The sequence below is a fragment of the Vibrio sp. SCSIO 43136 genome (assembly GCF_023716565.1).
Classification (GTDB): Bacteria; Pseudomonadota; Gammaproteobacteria; order Enterobacterales; family Vibrionaceae; genus Vibrio.
In genome coordinates this window covers 450,834-471,124 of the sequence record NZ_CP071849.1, presented here as the reverse complement: position 1 = coordinate 471,124, position 20,291 = coordinate 450,834, and the positions used below count along the sequence as shown (strand labels likewise).

19 protein-coding genes are annotated in these 20,291 nt (G+C 46.8%); 9 read left to right on the top strand and 10 right to left on the bottom strand.

Features of this window, described 5'->3' with window-relative positions:
- Positions 1 to 37: 37 nt before the first annotated feature.
- Positions 38 to 793, bottom strand: a complete 756-nt coding sequence (locus J4N39_RS16815) for a hypothetical protein (RefSeq protein ID WP_252026051.1) — start codon at positions 791 to 793, stop codon at positions 38 to 40.
- Positions 794 to 1,014: 221 nt separating this feature from the next.
- Here J4N39_RS16815 and J4N39_RS16810 point away from each other — a divergent pair, with 221 nt between their 5' ends.
- The 4 genes from J4N39_RS16810 (at position 1,015) to J4N39_RS16795 (ending at position 7,244) form a co-directional block, all read left to right on the top strand.
- Complete coding sequence (locus J4N39_RS16810) at positions 1,015 to 1,890, top strand: patatin-like phospholipase family protein (protein WP_252026049.1); 876 nt, start codon at positions 1,015 to 1,017, stop codon at positions 1,888 to 1,890.
- A gap of 211 nt (positions 1,891 to 2,101) precedes the next feature.
- On the top strand, positions 2,102 to 5,284 hold the full coding sequence (locus J4N39_RS16805; protein ID WP_252026047.1) for a glycoside hydrolase family 2 protein: 3,183 nt from the start codon (positions 2,102 to 2,104) through the stop codon (positions 5,282 to 5,284).
- A 243-nt stretch (positions 5,285 to 5,527) separates the two neighbouring features.
- On the top strand, positions 5,528 to 6,892 hold the full coding sequence (locus J4N39_RS16800) for a hypothetical protein (protein ID WP_252026045.1): 1,365 nt from the start codon (positions 5,528 to 5,530) through the stop codon (positions 6,890 to 6,892).
- Positions 6,893 to 6,908: 16 nt separating this feature from the next.
- Entirely contained in the window at positions 6,909 to 7,244 is a 336-nt protein-coding gene (locus J4N39_RS16795) for a hypothetical protein (RefSeq protein ID WP_252026043.1), read from the top strand.
- 174 nt (positions 7,245 to 7,418) lie between these two features.
- On the opposite strand, the gene J4N39_RS16790 is transcribed toward J4N39_RS16795, so the two are convergent.
- Both J4N39_RS16790 and J4N39_RS16785 read right to left on the bottom strand, forming a co-directional pair.
- Positions 7,419 to 7,652 (bottom strand): glutaredoxin family protein, encoded by a 234-nt coding sequence (locus J4N39_RS16790; protein WP_252026041.1) that lies wholly within the window; start codon positions 7,650 to 7,652, stop codon positions 7,419 to 7,421.
- A 98-nt stretch (positions 7,653 to 7,750) separates the two neighbouring features.
- Positions 7,751 to 8,914, bottom strand: coding sequence for an AAA family ATPase (locus J4N39_RS16785; protein WP_252026038.1), 1,164 nt, complete (start codon positions 8,912 to 8,914; stop codon positions 7,751 to 7,753).
- A 255-nt stretch (positions 8,915 to 9,169) separates the two neighbouring features.
- Here J4N39_RS16785 and arfB point away from each other — a divergent pair, with 255 nt between their 5' ends.
- Positions 9,170 to 9,580 (top strand): alternative ribosome rescue aminoacyl-tRNA hydrolase ArfB, encoded by a 411-nt coding sequence (gene arfB, locus J4N39_RS16780; protein ID WP_252026934.1) that lies wholly within the window; start codon positions 9,170 to 9,172, stop codon positions 9,578 to 9,580.
- Between the two features lie 4 nt (positions 9,581 to 9,584).
- On the opposite strand, the gene J4N39_RS16775 is transcribed toward arfB, so the two are convergent.
- On the bottom strand, positions 9,585 to 10,481 hold the full coding sequence (locus J4N39_RS16775; protein ID WP_252026036.1) for a LysR family transcriptional regulator: 897 nt from the start codon (positions 10,479 to 10,481) through the stop codon (positions 9,585 to 9,587).
- A gap of 106 nt (positions 10,482 to 10,587) precedes the next feature.
- Here J4N39_RS16775 and J4N39_RS16770 point away from each other — a divergent pair, with 106 nt between their 5' ends.
- The 4 genes from J4N39_RS16770 to J4N39_RS16755 all read left to right on the top strand — a co-directional run bounded on the left by J4N39_RS16770 (position 10,588) and on the right by J4N39_RS16755 (position 13,788).
- Positions 10,588 to 11,007, top strand: coding sequence for a VOC family protein (locus tag J4N39_RS16770; protein ID WP_252026034.1), 420 nt, complete (start codon positions 10,588 to 10,590; stop codon positions 11,005 to 11,007).
- A gap of 26 nt (positions 11,008 to 11,033) precedes the next feature.
- A complete protein-coding gene (locus tag J4N39_RS16765) occupies positions 11,034 to 11,555 on the top strand; it encodes an NADPH-dependent FMN reductase (RefSeq protein WP_252026033.1) in 522 nt (173 codons plus the stop codon).
- Positions 11,556 to 11,569: 14 nt separating this feature from the next.
- Positions 11,570 to 12,970, top strand: a complete 1,401-nt coding sequence (locus J4N39_RS16760) for an MATE family efflux transporter (protein ID WP_252026032.1) — start codon at positions 11,570 to 11,572, stop codon at positions 12,968 to 12,970.
- Positions 12,971 to 13,404: 434 nt separating this feature from the next.
- The gene (locus J4N39_RS16755) at positions 13,405 to 13,788 is read left to right on the top strand and encodes a hypothetical protein (protein ID WP_252026031.1); all 384 of its coding nucleotides are present in this window, start codon (positions 13,405 to 13,407) and stop codon (positions 13,786 to 13,788) included.
- A gap of 78 nt (positions 13,789 to 13,866) precedes the next feature.
- On the opposite strand, the gene J4N39_RS16750 is transcribed toward J4N39_RS16755, so the two are convergent.
- The 6 genes from J4N39_RS16750 to J4N39_RS16725 are packed head-to-tail and all read right to left on the bottom strand — an operon-like array spanning position 13,867 to position 20,288.
- Complete coding sequence (locus J4N39_RS16750; protein ID WP_252026030.1) at positions 13,867 to 14,376, bottom strand: YgjV family protein; 510 nt, start codon at positions 14,374 to 14,376, stop codon at positions 13,867 to 13,869.
- A gap of 58 nt (positions 14,377 to 14,434) precedes the next feature.
- Complete coding sequence (locus tag J4N39_RS16745; protein ID WP_252026029.1) at positions 14,435 to 15,061, bottom strand: bifunctional 4-hydroxy-2-oxoglutarate aldolase/2-dehydro-3-deoxy-phosphogluconate aldolase; 627 nt, start codon at positions 15,059 to 15,061, stop codon at positions 14,435 to 14,437.
- Positions 15,058 to 16,047: a sugar kinase gene (locus J4N39_RS16740; protein ID WP_252026028.1), complete on the bottom strand. Its 990-nt coding sequence runs from the start codon at positions 16,045 to 16,047 to the stop codon at positions 15,058 to 15,060. The genes J4N39_RS16745 and J4N39_RS16740 overlap by 4 nt, the downstream gene beginning before the upstream one ends.
- Positions 16,047 to 17,459: a glucuronate isomerase gene (gene uxaC / locus J4N39_RS16735; protein WP_252026027.1), complete on the bottom strand. Its 1,413-nt coding sequence runs from the start codon at positions 17,457 to 17,459 to the stop codon at positions 16,047 to 16,049. Before uxaC ends, J4N39_RS16740 begins: the two co-directional genes overlap by 1 nt.
- Before the next feature lie 11 nt (positions 17,460 to 17,470).
- Complete coding sequence (locus J4N39_RS16730; protein ID WP_252026026.1) at positions 17,471 to 18,937, bottom strand: fructuronate reductase; 1,467 nt, start codon at positions 18,935 to 18,937, stop codon at positions 17,471 to 17,473.
- 49 nt (positions 18,938 to 18,986) lie between these two features.
- On the bottom strand, positions 18,987 to 20,288 hold the full coding sequence (locus tag J4N39_RS16725; protein WP_252026025.1) for a TRAP transporter large permease: 1,302 nt from the start codon (positions 20,286 to 20,288) through the stop codon (positions 18,987 to 18,989).
- Positions 20,289 to 20,291: the final 3 nt, after the last annotated feature.

Below are 20,291 nucleotides of genomic sequence, written 5' to 3'. Positions count from 1 at the left end.
ACCACCCTTGTCACCATCGACTAGTCGCCGACAGCCTCTATTTCAATACCAGTAATTGCGCCCGCTGCAAGGCATACCTTGCGGCGTCTCGCATTGAAGCTTGCGCAGTCAACTCCCTAGCGGTAGGAAGCAAGACAAAGAAAATCAACTCATTCGGGTAGATGGCCTGACTACGCATTTTGTCTGAATCTAGGGTGTAAGCTTTCATACGCACAGAAAGCACTAAATTGTCACTGCGGGCCAAACCGCCGAAGAAAGGTCCCAATTCATGGATAGCGCCGAACGTGCTGGTGAGAGGGGCCTCAATACCGCTGCTCAAACGTAATTGAAAGCTCACCGATTGTGCTGGGTCATCTTTATGTAGGGTCAGCCCTTGCTCAAACAAAGGCCCTGAGATAAAGGGCATTGGCTGACGTAAGGTGTCATCAAAAACTTGCCCTGTGCAGCCTTGCTGCATTGGTAATGAGTGGCGAAAGCGGTACTCGGAACAGACCACTTCCGATAACATTTTCTGGGTTAATTCAAACAGTGACCGAGACTCTAATCGAGTGGCTAAGTAGTCATCTTTCTTGTAAACCTCTGAAAAAATCGATTTCAAAGTCTGCTTATATTCCGCTGTGTACTGTAAAGGCTGAACTTGTTTGTTCTCAATAGCCGCAGCAATGACGTTATCCCCCATCACCACTTTCTGACCATCAGGCAACTTTGAGTACGCAAGCGTTGGGTAGTTGCCCGATTGAAAGGCAAAACTAACCGCAGGCAGCAATAAAGTAAGTAACGCCAACTGACGCATAGCAACCCCTTGGTGATTTATTAAGCAGAATCGCCATTTTAAACACTAAGGGTTTGCCTTGTCGCTGCGCACCTTCTCAACAATACGCATATATCTACAAATCACTCAAAAATGCTACAAACCATAGTTAATGCCTATCAAAATGATATAAACAATCGATTTTATTCAATAGTCCTGAGTACGTATTCTTACGTTATCTATTACCAATAAAAGAAATCCTTATGTCAGATAACTCTTGCTTAGTGGTTGAAGGCGGTGCAATGCGTGGTGTGTTTGCCGCCGGTGTACTCGATGCATTTATGGATCAAGGCTATAAGCCTTTTGATTTTGCGATTGGCGTCTCTGCGGGTGCGTCCAACCTTTTGGGCTATTTGGCTGATGCGCCTGAGCGAAGCTTCAAGGTCATTAGCGACTTAGCCACCTCAAAGCGATTTTTCGATACCGCTCGCTTTATTCGAGGCGGTAACTTAATGGATGTGCGATGGCTGAGTGAAGAGTCTCTTGCTCGCTACCCTATCGATTTAGATAAGCTTTCTGACTCTTTTCCGCTATATGCCACCACAACCAATATTGTGTCAGGAGCTGCGGATTACTTTCAGATCACTGCTGAGAACGTTGTTGAAGTGACTGAAGCCACAACAGCGCTGCCTATCGCCTATAAGTCAACCCCTTGCTTTTCAGGTGGCTGCTATACCGATGGTGGTGTGGCGGACTCTATTCCTGTACGAGAAGCCTATCGTCGTGGTGCCAGAGACATCACGGTGATTTTGTCGCACCCATTAAGCTATAACATGGCAAAAACCAAAAGCCCTTGGTTACTCAAAACACTGTTTGCCAAACACCCGAACGTCGCACAAGCAATGTTGAGCCGGGCAGAGAACTACAATCAATCACTAGAATTTCTCCGCAATCCACCAGCAGACGCCAAAGTGAGAGTAATAGCACCACCTGAAAACTTTCCAGTAAAAAGGCTAACTCGTAAAAGAAACTTGCTGGAACAAGGTTATGAGATGGGCAAGAAAGCAGGCATTCAACACGTCAAAAACCGACGAGGCGAAATCCAGTACCACTCCGAGGAATGTCACTTTTGTGTGTAAGTCGCTCAAATAACTCCTAAATGGTTAGATTTCAACCACTAGATTAAGTTAATCAAATCGATATCACTGAGTTTTTTCATTTGAACCTCACACCTCCCACCAGAGATCACTAGTCATTGCTCAACCTTTGAGATGTGCTTAAAAATTGGTCGAACAAAACAATAAATGATCGACCAATAACACGTAAAACATCACCTCAAGGGTTTCAAAAATGAATAGAACTTTTAGAATCAGTGCTTGCAGTATCGCCATTGGCATAGCTTTGCTAGCAGGTGGCTGCAATAGCGACTCTGATGAAGCATCTACTACAATTGATTTACCAATTTTTCAATCTACCCCTCGCAGTATCACAAATATCGACGCTGATTGGCGTTATCAAATGGATTTTGGAGAGGATGCTGCGCTTGCTGCTGACTTTGACGATAGTGGTTCTGAATGGCAAGCGATTAACCTGCCACACTCTGTCGATGCAGAAGCGGTTATCAACGCAGACCCAGTAAACAACCCGCATTTCCGTGGTTTAAATACCTATCGTAAAACCCTCAATCTGGCCAAGATCGATGGCAAACGTCAATACCTAGAGTTTGATGGTGCTGCAATGATCACCGAGGTTTACGTCAATGGCCAAAAGGCAGGTGAACATACTGGTGGTTTCATGCGTTTTCGTATTGATATCACTGATTTCATCCAAGATGGCGACAACACCATTGCAATCCGTCTCGATAACCGACCATATGATGCAGCGGTACACGATGAAGGTTTCTTGCCGATGGAAACTGGGCAGGATTACACCTACTACGGCGGGATCTATCGTAGTGTGAAGCTTGTTCAAACTGGTGAAGTGGGTATCGATGCCGAAGATTATGGCGCATCTGGCGTCTACTTCATGCAAACAGAAACCACTGATGACTACTCAAACATTTATTCAAACATTCGTGTTCGTAACAAGTCGGGCCAAGCGTTTGAAGGTAATGTACGCACCACTATTTTAGATGCCTCGGGGAAAACTGTTTACACGGCGATCAACGCAGCTAACGTCGCAGCCAACCAAGTCACTGAAGTAGAATCAGAATTTACACTGCAAGATATTCACCTGTGGGATGGTGTTAACGACCCTTACTTGTACCAAGTTGTGGTGCAGGTGTTTGATGGAACCACACTTGTAGACCAAGTGGAACAGCCTCTTGGTCTGCGTTACTTTGCTTTTGATGCCGATAAAGGCTTTATGCTCAACGGCAAGCAGTACCGCTTAAATGGTGTGGCTATGCACCAAGACCGTGACGTTGTTGGCTGGTCAACCACTCAAGAAATGCGCGAAGATGACTTGGATATGGTGCGCGAGATGGGGGCAAACTCCATTCGATTCTCCCACTACCCACATGCTCTCGATTCCAGCGAGTATTCCAACCAGATAGGTTTATTGAACTACCTTGAACTGCCCATCGTGAATACTTACTTAACCCCTGAAGAACATGGCAACGCAGGGGCAGAATATCTTGAAAGTGCCAAGGAGCAGATGCGAGCGCTGATCCGTCAAAACTTCAACTACCCTTCCATGGCGGTAATTGGCAACTCTAATGAAATTGGTTTGGGTATGCCAAACAGCGATGCCAACACCAAATGGCTTCAAGACTTATCTGACGTAATCAAAGAGGAGTTTGGTGCGCGATTTGGTAAAACCGTGCCATACCGTAAGAGTACTCAGGCAACAGTTTTAATGGACCAACTCGGTGATGCTGATTGGGATACGGTAGAGATGCCATGTCATAACCGCTACTTTGGCTGGTATGTGGGCAACATCTCAGACATCAACGGCTTCATCGACCAAATCAAAGATGAGTACCCTAACCTGCCATTTTGTATGAGCGAATACGGCGCAGGTGTGAGTTCACTTCCTGAATACGCCACCGAAACGCCAGTCATGGCGGATCACTCCTCCCAGTGGGGTAATCTGTATCACGAAGGGCACATTGCCGCATTCAACCAGCGTGACTGGGTTTGGGGCACTTATGTATGGAACATGTTCGACTTCTCAGTCGCTACCCGAGATGAAGGGGACACCATAGGTCGAAATGATAAAGGGCTGGTGAAGTTCGATCATACCACCAAAAAAGATCAGTATTACCTCTACCAAGCAAACTGGTCTGAGGTACCTATGGTCAAGATTGTTGATCAGAGCCTAACCGAACGAACCAGTCGAGAAGTCAAAGTCTACTCGACGCTTGATGCAGTAACGCTAACGGTCAACGGCACGCAAATTAGCACGCTTAAACGCAGTGACAATGACCCGCTTCTACCTGGCGTTTTCGTCTGGCCTGCGGAGTTAACAGACAGTGCATTTATTCAAGATCAGTTTAACGACATTCAGGTATCTGGTGTGAGTAATGGCACACGTTTTAACGACAGTTTCCGAGTGTTCACCAACCCATATGAAAGCACAGGAGCAACCAGCGGTTCGGTTGCGATTCATCAATACACAGGTTCTAGTGATGAGCTGTTGGCAACCATTAGCCACCTACCAGAAGGGACAGATTACACCAAGTTACAACAGTTGATGACGCTTGATGCAGGAGCAACTTGGGGCAACGCTTCAAACTCAACATCCGCACTAGTCGATGGTGATACTTTTGTCGTCAATGCACCCAACGGCAACTCACGCACTTATACCGTGAAAGATGCCACCAGCCTTTCAACGTATCGCAACGCTTATTCGTCACTGATTTATCAGTTTATGGAAGGTAATCCAACCGACTCACAGATGTTTGATGGCGACGTTGCAACCACACCAATGGGAATGGCGGGTCTAACCGCAGACAACATCAACAACACCATCAGCGTTGATCTTGATGCGGTGTACTTTGTTGAACAAGTGGTGCCATACCGTAATGACGGCATCTTAGCAGCATCAGGAAATGCCAAATACACCTTAACAGTGAAAGGCGATATCTTGGGCACAGATAAAGTCGCGTACACCGACGCAATCAACTGGGAACAAGGCGCAATTGCACTGGATAACGGCGCTCAAGCAATCAAACGCTTAGAGCTCGCAGTAACAGGCACAGAGTGGCAATGGAACATGAACGGTATGACCATTCCATTGTTTGGTCTAAGTGAACTGAACGTATACGGTGGCTTAATCAAGTCAGAGAACAGTGGTCTCACAATTGATTACGTTAACCATGAGTTCTCGCTAGATGGCTCGCTGGCTGATGTCGCTGCGATTGCATCCAACATCACCGCGGTCGATTCTCTTGCTGTGGTTACTGATGCGGTCACAGTCGAGTTACTCGATATCAATGGAGCCACAGCGACTCAAGTTGCAGACCTCACTCAAATCAAAGTGAGTCAAACTCGAAATGGCAACACTTACTCTGAGCTATACACCCTAAAGTAAGCCCCATTGGACAGCTAATTAACCCTAGTAATTAGCTTTGCCGGATGTCAAAAGACATCCGGCTTTTTTCTTCTGCCCTTTAGCCCTTTAGCCCTTTACCGTGTTACCGTTTACCGCATTCCCGTTTACCAACTTTTTATTTCCCACCGGAACACTTCCCCCAACTAACTATCGAGTCTGTACAAAAATTTATCTACCATCCGCGTCGCTCATTGGTAATCAATACGACACGGTAAAGGCACTATGGTAAAAAATACATTCGCAAGCAATACAATCATTGGCTTACTGGGACTGTCCCTTATTGGCTGTGGTGGAGGTTCTAGTGAGACCTCTGAGCCAACGAACCCAGCTGAACCGCCAGTCAACTACGAGTCTGGTGAAGTTGTGTTATCTGATATGGATTTAAGTCGTTACACTGCGCTTGGCAGCATACCTACCGATACCTATATGGATCAAAGCGTCGGCATTCTTTCCAATGACGAAGTAGAGCTGATAGAGCCTGGCTTCGGTATCGTGCCAGATGTTGACCCTAGTTTTGGTGTAATTGCCCCACCAAGCTGCCTTGCATTTCCTACCGTCGACATTGACTCTATCGACCATATTTCACCACAGTGGCGCATAATTAAAGCTTATGTTCCTGTGCACTTTACCCAGTGTATCTTTGACCAATATGAGTTAAAGATTTACCTAGAAAACGAAGGGAAACTTTATGCATTTCCTGAAGGTTATGAACCTGCATATGCATACAACCACAACGAATTGTCACTAAAGGTCATCCAGCCGAATAGCACCTTTAATGAAACCGACAAGCCTGTTATTTCCCTGCGTGATACTGACAATTATGGCCCTTATGAATCTGTGTTCTTCCTTGACCCAGAAACCATAGAGCATGGAGCAAAACTGGAGCTAATTGCACCAAACATTACAGTGCCAGACTACCGCTACAACAGCTTTATGTATGTCAGCACCACTCACGCATTTATTGTCGATGGCAAGGTGACACGCCAAGTAGAACTGACCAGTGGCAACATCGTACAAACTTGGCAGGGAAATCAAGGCGACTCTTCTCATGCCATTACACCATTTAAATACCAAAGTGAAATGTATACGGGCGAATCGGGAGACACATTTGTAAAACTTAACCCAGACGGTACGTTTGGCGAGCAACTACCACTACCAAACCAAGGTTTTTTTGGTAACAACTTCAGCATTGATTTCGTGATTGATGATCGCTTCATTATCGGTGATCGATGCACCATTTGGGACATGCAAAACGGCATCGAACATGGTGTGCACTTTGGCTCTGGCAGCAGTGAAACCGAAGTGGTCGATGGAGTGTACTATTGCTTAGACCACAACTCAGAACACCTTAATGCATTCTCCTTCAACCTTGAACTGGGTCAAGTGATCCATCAGGAGCCATTAACTAGCAACACCAATGTGGCGCAAAGTCTACGAATGGATGCGCCGTCAGTCATGTATTCCGATACGGTAGACAGTGTTTATGAGACTGACCATGTCTCAGTCAACATGCTCACGGGTGAAAAGAGCGTCGAAAAGCACTATTACAGTGGCGATAAAGTTATCGACCTCACACCTATCAACTAAGGTGGAGTAACAGTACATGAGAAAAACCACCGTAGTACTAATAGTGATTGCGCTAGCATTAGCCACCTACGCTTGGGGAAGTTACCTAGCCAACCGAGATCTTGAACAAGGTTTAAGCCCCTTTGAAGCAGCATTTACCGTCAAGAGCTTAAATCCACTATCATCGCTAGGCTACCAGCATGTATTGGACAATTCGGAAACATGGCAACGTCACCTAAAGAGCATCGAGTGCAAGCAGTATGCTAACCGTCTGCATCAAGGACTTTATTCTTACTCTAAACATGGTAAGAACTGGCGTGATTATCGTGACGAAGCGATAAAAGATACGCTTGAAAGTTGTATGCGTAGGTAACACCGGGAAACGGGAAACGGGAAACGGGAAACGGGAAACGGGAAACGGGAAACGGGAAACGGGAAACGGGAAACGGGAAACGGGAAACGGGAAACGGGAAACGGGAAACGGGAAACGGGAAACGGGAAACGGGAAACGGGAAACGGGAAACGATACTAAAAGAGCTAGCGGTTGCTAGCTCTTTGCGTTGTACATACGCTCGAAATTCTTTGGGTTCCAGCCAATCATAATTTGATCGCCTATTTTGAGTACCGGAAGCGAACGAGCGCCAATGGCGTCTAGCTCTTTACGGCCACGCTGCATTTTGGCGTTGGTCAAACGGTACTTATACCCTTTTGAATCAAGGTAACGCTGCGCGTCTTTGCAGTGTGGGCATTTATCCTTGATATACAAAACCAGTCTTTTCATCGAAACCATCTTTTATAAAGGTCAGTTTTTATTTGGGCAGCAGGATACCAGTTACTGACTCAAAGGTTAACTAGCATCTCCATCGCTATAGAACATATTCACGACGGCCAGTACCAAGCGGGCTTGTCGAGCATATCTTGTCCTCTGATGAAGGTCTCACCGAGTTTTTTATCCAGATGAATTGAATTGCAGCGCTCAAACTTTTCAATGGTATTAACCAGACGAGGAGCATGAGATACAACCCACACTTGGGTACTTTCCGAGGCAGATACTATCAGCCTGGCTAAAGCGGGTAACAGATCTGGGTGAAGACTGGTCTCAGGTTCATTCAGAACCATCAGTGATGGCGGTCGAGGAGTCAGCAGTGCAGCGACCAACAATAAGTAGCGTAACGTGCCATCGGAAAGTTCAGCTAATGCCATTGGCCGGAGTAACCCAGGTTGATGGAACAACAATGACAAACGGTTATCATCACTTGGTGCCATTGAAATACTTGCGCCTGGAAAAGCATCATCAATCGCATACGCTAACGCTTCCCGATTACCAATCTCATAGATGGTGCGCAGTGCTGCTACAAGGTTATGTCCATCATGATCAAGCACCGGTGAGAAAGTACCTATCTGAGGCTGTCGAATGGGTGAATAGGTATCGGTTCGAAAAATATCGTAAAAGCGCCAACTTTTTATGGTTTCACGCACTCGAAACACTTCAGGAACCACCGCTGGATCAACCACCTCAGTCAGCATCGAATCAAAGGTGCTGACATTGTCACTATAAACTTCCCACTTGCGCCCGTTGCGAACTTTAACAACCGAACCTTGCCTTTCGACCAAACAACTCGCAGGACGATAGAAAGGACCTGCCCAGATGCACTCTCGTCTTATCACGGGATCAAAACCAAACAGAGTCGTGCTATCTGGTTTTGGCAACCCTAACGATACACTGTAGCCAAAGTCATCACAGACAAAGCCAAAATCCAATCGCTTGGGCTTGGTCTTATGGTTTCCCTGAACAGGTGCCACACCATCTAACATATCTTGAGAAAACTCATCTGGTCCAGCCCAAAAGGTTGATTGAAGCCCCCCGTCTCTAGCCAGTGCAGAGATCAATTGACCATTAGCCGTGTCTGCCAGAAGCTTAAGTGAACGGTACAAATTTGACTTGCCACTCCCATTAGGGCCCGTCACCAAATTTAAGCTCGAAAGCGGAGTAACGATATCTTTTAATGAGCGAAAATGGCTTACAGAAAAAGCTTCTATCACTAATGTTCTCCTAATCTAGTTCGTAATTGATTACTACGGTGAAAGTTTGGGTACTACACGTGGCGCTCTAATTTGGCGAAGGGAAAGGTTGACTGATCTCAATAAGTTTTTATCTACCCCAGCAAATCTCGATACCCTTTTACCTGTTTGTCTACTAATAACACGATTCCTCCAAATTTAAGACCATAATTTGGCAAGCTGAAGCGAGTCGATTACCATGAGCACGTTTAATAAGATTTAGGTACGAATGTGGGACTGAAAATATCCAATACTGTGGAGCTTGCTGACTGGGAGATCCAGTTGACGGCGATTCGAGCGCAAGGGGCGGGCGGGCAAAACGTCAATAAAGTCTCTAGTGCTATCCACTTGCGTTTTGATGTTAACCACTCCACGCTGCCTGATTTTTACAAGCAGCGCTTGTTAGCGCTTAAAGATAGCCGCATTACCAAAGATGGTGTGGTCATTATTAAGGCGCAGCAGTTCCGGGCTCAGGAGCAGAACCGAGAAGACGCACTTTTGCGGCTAGCAGAGCTTATCCGGTCCGTCGCTAAGGTCGAAAAAAAACGCCGACCAACCAAGCCAACTCGGGCATCGCAAACTCGCCGCATGGACAAGAAAACCCAACGAGGCCAGACCAAGTCTATGCGTGGCAAAGTTAACTTTTAGCCCCTCACTCCCCTATCTTTTCGATAACAAACTCGATAAAGCTGCGCACTTTCGGTGACATGTGTTTACGGCTTGGGTATACCAGATATAAAGCCAACGGAAATTTGGGCCAATCTTCGAACAGTTCCACCAGTTTTCCTTGGGCTAGCTCCTCCTGAACATGATCAACAGGTAGGCGAGTAATGCCTTGGCCTGCTAAACACATTGCGATCTCCATTTGAGCGCTGTTAGTCATGATGGTGTTATCGACTGTGACGCTCACTCGCTCTCCTTGCCAATCGCTAAACTCCCATAGATTCGGCTGCTGCAAGTTGGTGTAACAGATGCAGCGATGACCAATCAGATCCGTTGGGTGCTTGGGCGTGCCATATTTAGCCAGATACGCAGGTGATGCGATCACGACCCCATGTGAACGGCGGACCAATCGACTGATAAGGCTTGAATCTTCTAGCTGTGTTGTGGCTCGCAGCACAATATCAAACCCTTCAGCAACCAAATCTACCTTGCGATCATTTAATTCAACATCAAGCTGCACTTTTGGATAGCGCTCGGCAAATTCCGCCAACACACCGCTGAGCTGTCCCGCACCTAACCCAACGGGGCAACTGATTTTCAATCGACCTTTAGGTTCACCTTGCTTACCCGACAAAAGCTGCTCAATACGTTTCGCCTCTTCTACCACGGTTTGGCAATGATCGAAGAACACTTCCCCTTCTGGGGTCAAGTTTAACGAACGGGTAGTTCTATGGATCAGACGAACACCTAACCTATCTTCTAACTTGTTAATTTCTTTACTGATATATGAGGTTGAATGCCCTGTTTTTTGCGCCGCAGCGGTAAAGCTGCCAAGCGAAATCACCTGATAAAACACCACATACCCATCCAGCGTTGTAGTTTCCATACCACTTCCATTAATAGTCATATGGAAACAATCATTACACATCTAGAGTATTAATCAATAAACAGAATCAATCTAAGATAACTATCAAATCACAAGGAGAGATGAAATGAACACAATTTCTAGAGTGAACCACATTGGATTAAGAGTAAGTGACTTCAACGTCGCAGTGAACTTTTATGCAAGTCTTGGCTTTGAATACATCGCAGGCCCGATTGGTCCAGAACCGGTCGCTGTTGTTGAGCACCCAAGCGGCATTAACATCAACTTCATCTTGAACGCCAACCAAGCGAATAAACAAAATGTGTTGATGGACGTAAATACTAAGTACACGGGTTATACCCATGTTGCGATGGAAATCACCAGCTTAACAGAAACACTAGCCGAGCTAGACCGACTGGAGATCCCATTAAGCGGTGGCCCAATGCATCACTCCACAGGGACTTCTATTTTCATCCGAGACCCAGACGACAACGTGATCGAGTTTATCGAATACCTCGGCTTAGACGCACTTAAATCAGCACAATAAACAGCATTTTAATAAGGAACATCATTATGAAAATCATCGCATTTGGCGCAAGCAGCAGCCGCAATTCAATCAACAAACACCTAGCCTCATACGCTGCAAACCAGTTTGAAGGGGCGCAAGTTGAGCTGATCGATATCAATGACTACGAAATGCCACTTTTTAGCGAAGACCGTGAAAAAGAATTAGGCCAACCACAACTGGCACAAGATTTTTTCAACAAATTAGGCAGTGCAGACCTCATCATCATCTCGTTTGCCGAACACAATGGTTCTTACACAGCCGCATACAAAAACCTGTTTGATTGGACCTCGCGAGTCAACATGAAAGTATTCCAAGGCAAAAAAGTGTTGTTCCTAGCAACCTCACCAGGTCCTGGCGGAGCATCAAGTGTTTTGGCAAGTGCGTCCAACTCAGCCCCTTACTTTGACGCTAACCTTGTTGGGTCGCTCTCACTACCTAGTTTCTATGACCACTTCGACATGGAATCGGCCAAGGTGACATCTGATGAATTTAATCAGCAGCTAGCCACAGTTATCAAAAACATTTAATTGAGGATACGTGCATGGAAGCGCAACTCACCTCCCAACCAATACGCAGCACGCTGTTAACCATGGCAGCGCCCGCTGCCTTTGCGATGCTAATGACGTTTTTATTCCAACTGGTGGACAGCTACTTCATCGGCCAGTTGGGTACCAGTCAACTGGCTGCAATGGGCTATATCTATCCCGTCTATATATTGATTGTCGGACTATTCATGGGCACCTCTTCGGGCATTGCTGCAGTGGTTGGACGCCTGCTGGGTGAGAACAATCAAATGGAAGCAGGCTCAACAATTTCTTTGTCGTTGCTGTTGTTTGCTTTTGCGGCCTTTCTGGTTGGACAGCTTGGCTTCAATACACTATCCATCACCTATGGCTTACTTGGAGCTAGCAGCCAAGAAGTCACTATTATTCAACAATATATCACCCCCTTGTATTGGGCGATGCCACTGCTAGTCATTGGCCTGATCGCCAATGCTGGGTTAATGGCCAAGGGCATCATGTTAGCACCGACGGTGGTCATGGGTGTTGGTGGCGTGGTTAACCTAGTTTTTGATTACTTCCTCATATTTGGAATCAGCATTTTTCCTGAACTCGGCTTACAGGGAGCAGCCTACGCTACAGTGTTGTCATGGTTAGTTATCGCAGTTTCGATGCTTGGCCTACTGTACCGGCACACGTTATTAGGGCAAATCAAATACGCTCGTATTACAAGCCAGCTCAAAGGTGTACTGTCGATAGCGACACCAGCGATTGCTGCACAAGTGCTGCCTCCTATTGCTATTGCGATTATCACTAGCCAAATCGCCCACTATGGTGCTAGCCACATTGCCGCCTTTGGTATCGTGACACGTATTGAATCATTGGCGATGACAGGCGTGTTGGCATTAAGTGTCATACTTACGCCAGTTGTCGCACAAAACTACGGTGCGAAAGCAATAGAAAGACTTGAAAGTGTCATCGCTTATTCAGGCAGGATGACGGTTTATTGGTCACTGGCTGTGGGGATTGCGTTAGTTGTGTTTATCGAGCCACTCATGGCGCTGTTCAGCCATGATGCTGACACCATCACTTCTGGTAAACACTACTTTTACGTGTTGGCGATAAGTCTACCAGCCTATGGATTGACCCTAGTGGCAAGTGCATTTTTAAATGGGGTTGCACAACCGATCCACTCTCTAAAGTTAGTCTTGGTCAAAACCGTCATGTTAACCGTACCTTTGGCACTGATCACAGCTCAAGTGAGTTTATTTTCCCTATGGATTGGGCTAGCGATCGCCAACATTCTTGGTGCATGGTACGCCAAACGCATGCTTGATCAGTGGCTAGCGACTAAAGATATCTATCACAATGCTAGCCTAATTTTAAGCGACTATACCTCCGACATCTCTGCTCTACGAACATCATTTTCACGCCATCAGTAAAGGTGACGGCGTAACTGAAAGCGAGAGACTGCAAGCGCAAGATTTGCGCGTAACAGTCTCTTGTTCACAAGTGCTAAACACCATATTTGTGATCACCGAATCCCATTCGATAAATTAGATTGATCAATCTCTCCTAACCAGAACAAATTGGTTAACCAATAGATTCAAATGCAACTATAATTGTGTAAACAAACAATAACAAAGGTAAACCAATGTGGCTTACCCTTGCGGAAAAACTTAACTAAGAGTAAGTATTGCAAGGCCTTACGTCATCTATCGATTTACCAATGAAAGTGAAACAGCAAAGTCTCTTCAATCATATTTGGGTAACCAATTTAGTAGCAGTAGCGGCAACAGCACTCATCTCCCCCCAAAAGATCGGTGCGCCGCTGCTTTTACTAAAGGCGTTATGGTGCTTTTTAAGGACGAAGAACATGAATCAATATGCCAATGTACTGCAATGGGATAACCCCTCTATCCCGCACCGCCTTTGGATAGAACAACTCGCTACCGGTGGCACTCGCTTATGCATGAAAGTGGTCAAAGATGTAGAACCTGAAATCCTATCACTTGATCTTCCTGCTACGCAGGCACAAGTGTTAGGCGCATGGATTGGGCATGCTTGTCCTATTTCGGGCGCTTATGATAGGAATTCACTCTACTCACAAGTCCGCAGCCTATTAAACTTGCCGCTCGGTTGTGTGATTTGGACCGTCAATCACATCGAGCTACCCGGAGGTGAAAAAATGTCCGCAGATAAGCTGGCATGGGTGCCACAAATGCACTCTAAGCATGGGCATTTAGAAGCCATTCTATAAGCCTTCCATTTTTTGGCGATTTAGCAATTCACAAAGACTTCCTCCTTGCAATCTCCATGATGCTAGATCGCCAAAACCTCAGCCATTCACCTGCTTCAAGTTCACCGTTTTTAATCGATAGATGGTTATTAGATTGGAAACAATAAACGTTGCCTCCATCATAGTCCCACCTATTGAGCCAATGAAAATATTGTTTGTCAGCCAGCAACAAGAATTGAATAGGATCAGAATGCGCATGGTAATGCCTTGAGTGCAAAACAGCCCATAGGTCGCTACCGACGCTCCAATAATCGTCAATAGTTCATAACCGTGATTCATCTGAGGCAGTCCAAATAGCCATAAAGCGGCGACGAAGAAAGCCATCACTTTGACTGATTGAGTCTTGGTTGATACGTAACTACGAATTGCACTTATGCCACACCCTGCGGCTGCGACCCAAGCTTCCATCATGGCGAAATGGACCACGAGAACACACTGGAATACCATTAAATGAAGGCGAAACTTGTGACCATCTTTTTGAAAAAACGCACTCACACCGATGAGAAATGCCACCAGACCGACCGCTTGAGCTAAGTTAAATTCCCACATCCTACACTCCTAAAAAAGGCCTTCAATTGAAGGCCCATGAACTTACATCTAACTCGGATTAAGCGATCAAATCAGCCGCTTCTTTGGCTAAACGACCAATTTCATCCCAACGACCTGCATCAATCAGCTTTTTATCTACCATCCAAGTGCCACCACAAGCGTACACTCGGTCTAGCGCTAAGTAGTCTTTGACATTTGCAGGGTTGACACCACCGGTTGGCATAAATTGCACATCAGTATACGGCGCTAGCAAGGACTTAAGCATTGCGATGCCGCCAGAGGCTTCGGCAGGGAAGAATTTGAGCGTCGTCAAACCCATTTCTAATGCGGCTTCCACCGCCGTAGGATTGTTAACACCGGGAACAATATCAATGCCGATCTCTTGGCAAGCTTTCACTGTATTTGGATTAAAACCTGGTGAAACAACAAAAGTAGCGCCCGCATCTTTCGCCGCTTGCGCTTGCTCACGATTAAGCACAGTTCCCGCACCAATAAGCATTTCTGGCTGGGCTTCACGAAGCAGTCGAATCGCTTCAGCCGCAGCATCTGAACGGAACGTAATTTCTGCCGCAGGCAGGCCATTTTCGGCCAGTGCTTTACCAAGCGGTACGATATCTTGGGCATTATCTAGCGCAATCACGGGAATAATTTTAATCTGAGCGAGTTGCTCGGCGACGGTACTCATGAGTCATTTTTCCTTGTTGGACAAAGGTCACTTTCGACCAAGTCCCTTGCAAATAAGTTAGTTAAATCAGCCATTAAATGTTTATCAATGATTGCCCCTTTGTGCTGGATCACTCGGCTTGCCGTTTGGTGACCAAGCAAGGCACATTCCTCTGCAGGCAGATCATTGAGAAAACCAGCTAAGAAGCCAGCATTAAAGGAGTCTCCGGCTGACGTGGTATCAACCACCTTGGCGACTTTGTTCGGAGTGACATCACACGCTTTGTCATTAGCAAAATCGCGCCACAGACACGCTTCAGAACCACGTTTTAGAACCGCCGCTTTGACGCCACTTGCGGCTAGTCTTACCAATGTCTCTTGGTCAGAGCTATCGCCCCACAAGGCTTGTTCGTCATCATTGGTGACCAGAGCAAGGTCGGTCACCGCTAAGATTTGACGATAGGCATTGCGTGCACTCACTTCATCTTGCCAAAGCGCTGGGCGATAGTTGGAATCAAATACAATCTTGATCCCTTGCGACGAGGCTTGCTGGAGCAGTTCGACCAAAATTTCTCGGTCGGCATCTGGCAAGATAGCCAGACTAATGCCACTTAAATAGAGGCAATCTTTATCCAAAAGCGCAGCTTCTAGCTCGTCATATTTTGGATGACGAAGCAGATAACGAGCGGCTGAATTATTACGCCAGTACAAAAACGTACGTTCACCTGAAGCATCAAGTTGTATGAGGTACAAACCGGGCTGGTGCTCAGAGTCGATTAAAACCGTGTCAGTTTTGACCCCTTCGCTTTGCCAGCGAAGGATCATCTCTCGACTCAGTGCATCTTCCCCCATCGCTGAAGCAAAATGCACCGAGCAACTGTTTCCCGCCAGTCGAGACAGGTATACTGCGGTATTGAGGCTATCACCGCCATAGGTTTGCTGCATTGAACTAAACGGCTCACCGTTCAGCTCAATCATGCACTCCCCGATTAAGGCAATGCTTTTCATCACGCCTCCTTGGCGAAGTAACGCTTAGCGTTATGGAAACAAATATCCTCCACAAGCTGACTTAGCATCGCCTTATCGTTTGGTACCTCTCCGTTTTCTGCCCAGCGACCAACCATGTCACATAGAATGCGGCGAAAATACTCGTGACGAGTGTAAGAAAGGAAGCTACGAGAGTCTGTCAGCATGCCGACAAACTGGCTAAGTAGGCCCAATTGTGCCAGTTGTTCCATTTGGCGCTGCATGCCATCTTTTTGATCGTTAAACCACCAGCCAGATCCGAATTGGATTTTGCCCGCAATACCGCCCCCTTGGAAATTACCTATCATGGTTGCCATCATCTCGTTATCACGAGGATTTAAGCAGTACAAGATAGTTTTTGGTAGCGCATCATCACGGTCCATCGCATCAAGCAAACAAGAGAGCTCTAGTGCAAACGGTTTGTCGCCAATCGAATCGTAACCACTATCTGGGCCGAGTAAGTTAAACATGCGACTGTTGTTATTACGTTGCGCACCAATGTGAAGCTGCATCACCCACCCTAGGCGAGCATACTCTTGACCAAGCCATACTTGTACGGCAGTGCTAAACTGGTCAACCTCAAGCTCTGAAAGCACTTGGCCAGACAGGCGGCGAGCGAGAATATCATCAAGCACACTCTGTGCGGGTACTTTGGCAAATCGCACCACTTCAATACCGTGGTCTGCTGCGCGGCAGCCGTGGTTGTCGAAGTGTTTAAGACGCTTGCCTAGCGCTTCGCACAGTTCTGCAAAGGTAGCAATTTGGACATCAGCGGCTTGCGACAGCGATTGGATGTAATCCGCAAAGCCTGCAAGCTCAATCTTGAATGCTTTGTCTGGACGCCAGCTTGGCAGCACCTCGACATCGAAGCTGTCATCTGATGCAATCGCAGCGTGGTGCTCTAGTGAATCGATGGGATCATCGGTAGTCCCCGCCATCACTACATTCATCTGCTTCATGATGCCACGTGCAGTAAAGTCATCTGATTGAAGCATCTCATTACACTGGTGCCAGATCTGATCAGCGCTATCGCCATTCAACAGAGTGCCCGTAATACCAAAAGGGCGACGCAGTTCAAGATGCGTCCAGTGAAACAGCGGGTTACCCAGAGTTTTCGGCACCGTGTTTGCCCAAGCGATAAACTTGTCGTAATCACTAGCATCACCAGTGATCAGCTGCTCTTGCACACCCGCTGCGCGCATGCCACGCCATTTATAGTGATCACCCGCCAGCCAGATTTGAGTTAAATTCTCAAATCGTCGGTCCTCGGCCACTTCTTGTGGATTGAGGTGGCAGTGGTAATCAAAGATTGGCAAACCCGCAGCGTGATCATGATATAGCTCACGAGCCGTATCGTTGCTTAATAGAAAGTCATCACATAGAAAAGATTTCATGGTCTCATTCCTTATAAAGAAGCAACGGCAGCACGAGCGCCTTTGTTTGCAACCAGTTGATAAGCCTTAACCACTTCGTTAACGAAGGACTCGTTGTGGATCAGGTCTTCTCCAAAAATCGCACTGACTGATAGGTAAGCACGTACTCGCTCTTCATCGGTGCTGTTTTCTTGATGAATGGCCGCCAATTGTTCAGCCATTGGGTCGCGTACGTCGATCGCTTCACCTTTCTCATCAATGCCACCTACGTAGCGCATCCAGCCTGCGATACCAGTTGCGAGCCAGCGGTAATCTGTCCCCTGTTCCAAGTGAAAACGCAGTGAACCACCCATACGCTGAGGGATTTTTTGACTACCATCCATTGCGATCTGCCACGTTTGGTGTTTGAGCGATGGGTTAGTGAAGCGCTCAATCAATAAGTTGGCGTAGCTTTCAAGGTCCGTACCTTCTGGCATATCTAAACTCGGAGCTTGCGCTTTTAGCATCATATCTAGCGCTGCTTTGCGGTAGCTATCGTTGATCATGGTGTCGGAGATATGTGCGTAACCACCGAGGTAGCCAAGATAAGCTAGGAACGAGTGGCTGCCGTTTAGCATGCGCAGTTTCATCTCTTCGTACGGCACGACATCTTCAACAAACGTTGCACCATCAATCACATCCCAATCTGGACGACCGTTAACAAAGTTATCTTCGATTACCCACTGACGGAAAGGCTCACAAGCGATGCCGCAAGGCTCTTCAACACCTACTAGCGCTTCGATTTGGCTAAGCGTTTCTTGTGTTGCCGCAGGCACGATACGGTCAACCATGGTGCATGGGAAGGTGACATTGGCTTCAATCCAACCCGCTAACTCTTGGTCTACCAACATGGCAAAATCAAGTACCGCCGCACGAGCTACGTGGCCATTTTCTTGCACGTTATCGCAAGACATCACTGTGAATGGTGGCAAACCACGTTCACGGCGCATACGCAGAGCTTCTACGATGTAACCAATGGCGGAATCTGGTAGGAATCGGTTCTCTACATCGTGTTGGATAAGCGGATTATTCTTATCTAAGCGACCTGTCGCAGGGTCAGCGCAGTAGCCTTTTTCAGTGATGGTCATGGAGACAATCGCTACTTGCGGCTCGGCCATTTTTTCTAGTACGGCTTCTTTGCCGTCAAACGTTGGGTGCAATGATTCTGTGACTGCACCCGCCACTTTTACGGTGTTTTTGTCAGCGCCCTTTTCAACCACAGTGTATAGATGGTCTTGGTCACGCAGTTGAGTCACTAACTCTTCGCCGCCAAATAGGTTGATTTCACAAATCCCCCAGTCGCCGCCTGTCGCTGCTGCGGTCTCACAGGTATATAACCCTTGGTGTGCACGGTGGAATGCGCCAAAGCCTAAGTGAACAATTCGCGAGGTCAATTTGTTACGATCGTATTCAGGCCACTGAATGCTATCGCTTTTAGTGATTGTTGCAATGGTAGTCATTTTCTTATCCTTAGCTCCTCAGCCGTAGCTGAGGAGAGTCCATTTATTATTAGTAGTTAAGTACCAGCTGAGGGAGGAATAGGCTCAACTGTGGGAGGAAGGTTACGGCTGCAAGTGCGAGGATAAGCGCAGCGTAAAACGGCAATAGTGGTTTGATGATTTTGTCGATTGATACGTTAGCCACAGAACAACCAATAAATAGCGCACTACCTACAGGAGGGGTACAGATACCGATGGCTAAGTTAAAGGTCATCATGATGCCGAAGTGTACTGGGTCAATGCCCATATCTAATGCGATTGGCAGGAAGATAGGGGTAAAGATCAAGATGGCAGGCGTCATATCCATGAAGATACCCACAATCAATAGAATCAAGTTGATGATCAATAGGATAACTAGCGGGTTCTCAGATACAGCAAGTAGAGCATCTGCAATCATGTATGGGATGTCTGCATTTGCCATCGCCCAGGACATGCCCATAGAAGCGCCAACCAACAACAATACAATTGACGTGGTGACCGCAGACTCAAGAACGATCTTTGGCAGGTCACGCCACTTCACTTCTTTATAGATAAGTACCGCAAGTGCAAAGGTGTACATCACTGCAATCGCTGAGGCTTCAGTCGCAGTAAAAATACCGCCGATGATGCCGCCCATGATCACCACAATCAGTGTCAAAGAAGGCGCAGCTTTAATAAAGGTGTCCCACACCACAGACATTGAAGGGCGCTCTGCCACTGGGTAGCCACGGCGTTTAGCGATAAAGCCAGCCACCAGCATCAAGCTAAGGCCCATAATGATGCCTGGGATGTAACCTGCAAGGAACAAAGCCGCAATCGACGTACCACCAGAGACCAGTGAGAACACAATCAAAGTGTTGCTTGGTGGGATCAATAGCCCTGTTGGACACGATGTAATGTTTACAGCCGCAGAAAAATGCTCATCGTAACCATCTTTCTTTTGCAATGGTGACATAGTGCCGCCAACCGCTGCCGCCGAAGCCACTGCAGAACCAGAAATAGAACCAAACATCATGTTCGCCATCACGTTCACGTGAGCAAGCGATCCTGGTAGTCGTCCGCCGAGCACTTTCGCAAAGTTTATCAATCGCAACGCGATCCCGCCTTGGTTCATGATGTTACCCGCCAAAATAAAGAACGGGATCGCCAATAGAGCAAAGTTATCTAAGCCTGCGGCCATACGTTGGGCAACAACGGCAATTGCAGGTTCGAGCGGTAAGCTCATCATAATAGTTGCGAGAGACGATAACCCAATCGCAAACGAAACTGGTACACCTAAGCAGAGCAAAACTGCAAAGCTTCCAAACAGGGTGAGTATTACTTGCCATTCCATGAG